We start from the raw sequence: 2,873 nt of genomic DNA on the forward strand, positions 1-2,873 counted from the left end.
CGAGGCCAGCGTGGTGCTCTTGCCGGTGCCGGTGGCGCCCACCATCAGGATCAGGCCGCGCTTGGCCAGGCACAGCGTGTTGAGCATCTCCGGCAGGTTGAGCGAGTCCAGCGCCGGGATCTCGGTTGGCATGAAGCGGAAGACCGCCGCGACCGTGTCCCGCTGCTTGAAGCCCGAAAGCCGGAAGGTGCCCACGCCGCTGAGGTGGACGCCCATGTTCAGCTCGCCGGTCTCCTGCAGTTCCTCCATCTGCGCCGCCGTGATCACCTCGGCCAGCAACATGCGCGGCTGGTTGGGGGCGAGCGGCTCCTGCGTGAGCTGCAGGATCTGGCCGTGGATCTTGATGAGCACCGGCATGTTCGCCGACAGGAAAACGTCCGACGCCCGCTTTTCGGCCATCAGGCGCAGGATGCGTTCCATGTTCTTGCTGCTCATCGCGTGGCTCCAGTCCAGACCAGTTCGGATCAGTCGCGCAGCAGGTCGTTGATGCTGGTCTTCGAGCGCGTCTGGGCATCGACGCGCTTGACGATGATCGCGGCGTACATGCTGTAGTCCGCGCCGTTGGCGGCCTTCTTCGGCAGGTTGCCGCTGACGACGACCGAGCCCGAGGGCACGCGGCCGTAGCTGATCTCGCCGGTGGCACGGTCGAAGATCGGCGTGCTCTGTCCGAGGTAGACGCCCATGCCCAGCACCGAGTGTTCCTCGACGATCACGCCCTCGACCACTTCGGAGCGGGCGCCGATGAAGCAGTTGTCCTCGATGATGGTCGGATTGGCCTGCAGCGGCTCCAGCACGCCGCCGATGCCGACGCCGCCCGAGAGGTGGACGTTTCGGCCGATCTGCGCGCAGGAGCCGACGGTGGCCCAGGTATCGACCATCGTGCCCGCATCGACGTAGGCGCCGATGTTCACGTAGGACGGCATCAGGATCGCGCCCGGCGCCACGAAGCTGCCGCGGCGGGCAACGGCCGGCGGCACGACGCGCACGCCGGTGGCGCGCAGTTCGGCTTCGGACAGGCCGCCGAACTTGGTGGGCACCTTGTCGAAGAAAGTGAGTGAACCCTCGCCCATCGGCACGTTGTCGTTCAGGCGGAAGCTCAGCAGCACGGCCTTCTTCAGCCACTGATGCACCGTCCACTGGCCGACGCCTTCGCGCGACGCCACGCGCAGGCGGCCGGCGTCGAGTTCGGCGATGGCGTGGGCGACGGCTTCGCGCACCTCGGCGGGGGCGGCGCTGACGGACAGGTTCGCACGGTCTTCCCAGGCGGCTTCGATGAGGGATTGCAGTTGGCTGGAGTCGGACATGGAGGGGCTTTCTCTGAGAAGCAGGGGACGTGAAAAGGGGGCGGTGGCTCAGGTGCCGGTGTTGGCGCGCACGAACGCGGCGATGCGGTGCGCGGCTTCGAGGCATTCCTCGACCCCGGCCACCAGCGCCATGCGTATGCGGCCAGCGCCAGGGTTGACGCCGTGCGCCTCGCGGGCCAGGTAGCTGCCGGGCAGCACCGCGACATTGTATTGAGCCAGCAGCTCGCGCGTGAACGCGGTGTCGCTGCCGCCGAAGACCGCCTCGGGCACCTTCGCCCACAGGTAGAAGCTTGCGTCGGGCAGCGCCACGTCCATCACTGCAGCCAGCACGGGCGTGACCTGGGCGAACTTCTGGCGGTAGAGGTTGCGGTTCTCGACGACATGGGCCTCGTCGTCCCAGGCGGTGATGCTGGCTTGCTGGACGGTGGTGCTCATCGCGCTGCCGTGGTAGGTGCGGTAGAGCAGGAACTGCTTCAGGATCTGCGCATCGCCTGCCACGAAGCCCGAGCGCAGGCCCGGTACGTTCGACCGCTTGGACAAGCTGGTCAACACGATCAGGCGCTTGAAATCGGTGCGACCGAGTTGCTGCGCGGCTTCGAGCGCACCGAGCGGCGCCTCGTCGCGGAAGTAGATCTCGGAGTAGCACTCGTCCGAGGCGATCACGAAGCCATGCTTGTCCGACAGCGCGAACAGCTCGGCCCACTCGTCCAGCGGCACCACGGCGCCGGTCGGGTTGCCCGGCGAGCAGACGAACAGGAGCTGCGTGCGCGCCCAGGTGGCCTCGTCAATCTGCGACCAGTCGGCGGCGAAGTTGCGCGCCGGGTTGCTGTTGGCGAAGACGGGCGTGGCGCCGGAGAGGTAGGCCGCACCCTCGTAGATTTGGTAGAACGGGTTCGGGCTGACGACGACCGGGCCGCCCTGGCCCTGGTGGCGGGTCGGGTCGATGACGGTCTGCGCGAGCGAGAACAGCGCCTCGCGGGAGCCGTTGACCGGCAGGATCTGCGTGGCCGCGTCGAGCGTCACGCCATAGCGGCGCTGCACCCACGACGCACACGACTGGCGCATCGCGGGCAGTCCGGCGGTGGCGGGGTAGGCGGCCAGCCCGTCGAGCGAGGTGGTCAGCGCGAGCTTGAGGAACTCGGGCGTCGGGTGTTTCGGCTCGCCGATGCCGAGGCTGATCGGCCTGTACTCCGGGTTCGGGCGGACATCCTGGGTCAGCGCGCGCAGGCGCTCGAAGGGGTAGGGCTGGAGGCGCGTGAGCAGGGGGTTCATGGGGCGGGATTATCGGGCATGGCTTGTGCGCCCATCGGTGATCAGACCAGCACGCGCCGCTCCAGTGCCTTGGCGCTGGCTGCTGCCTGACTCACACGGTGCGCAACTTCTCCAGTCCCAGGTACCCATGAATCAGCCGATTGCGCGTGGCAATCACCATCCGCCAGGGAATGTCCGGGTTCGCCTTGCGTACTTCATCTGGGATGTGGGTGGCGGCTTCGCCGATCAGCTCCAGGTTGCGAACCGTGGCGTCATAGACCAGTTCGTTGCTCACGAAACCGGTCTGATCCAGTTAGA

3 protein-coding genes and 1 pseudogene are annotated in these 2,873 nt (G+C 67.5%); all 4 read right to left on the minus strand.

From position 1 onward, the window contains the following. A pseudogene (locus QZW52_RS19155) lies at nucleotides 1–435 on the minus strand (PilT/PilU family type 4a pilus ATPase); the annotation flags it as partial. Nucleotides 436–464: 29 nt separating this feature from the next. Further along, nucleotides 465–1,304, minus strand: a complete 840-nt coding sequence (gene dapD, locus QZW52_RS19160) for a 2,3,4,5-tetrahydropyridine-2,6-dicarboxylate N-succinyltransferase (protein ID WP_294001724.1) — start codon at nucleotides 1,302–1,304, stop codon at nucleotides 465–467. A 48-nt stretch (nucleotides 1,305–1,352) separates the two neighbouring features. Next, nucleotides 1,353–2,576, minus strand: a complete 1,224-nt coding sequence (gene dapC, locus QZW52_RS19165) for a succinyldiaminopimelate transaminase (RefSeq protein ID WP_294001726.1) — start codon at nucleotides 2,574–2,576, stop codon at nucleotides 1,353–1,355. A 91-nt stretch (nucleotides 2,577–2,667) separates the two neighbouring features. Further along, nucleotides 2,668–2,868 carry a HepT-like ribonuclease domain-containing protein gene (locus QZW52_RS19170; RefSeq protein WP_294001727.1) on the minus strand — a complete coding sequence of 67 codons (201 nt, stop codon included), beginning with the start codon at nucleotides 2,866–2,868 and terminating at the stop codon, nucleotides 2,668–2,670. Nucleotides 2,869–2,873: the final 5 nt, after the last annotated feature.

The sequence above is a fragment of the Sphaerotilus sp. genome (assembly GCF_013299175.1).
In the GTDB taxonomy this organism is placed as follows: Bacteria; Pseudomonadota; Gammaproteobacteria; order Burkholderiales; family Burkholderiaceae_C; genus Sphaerotilus.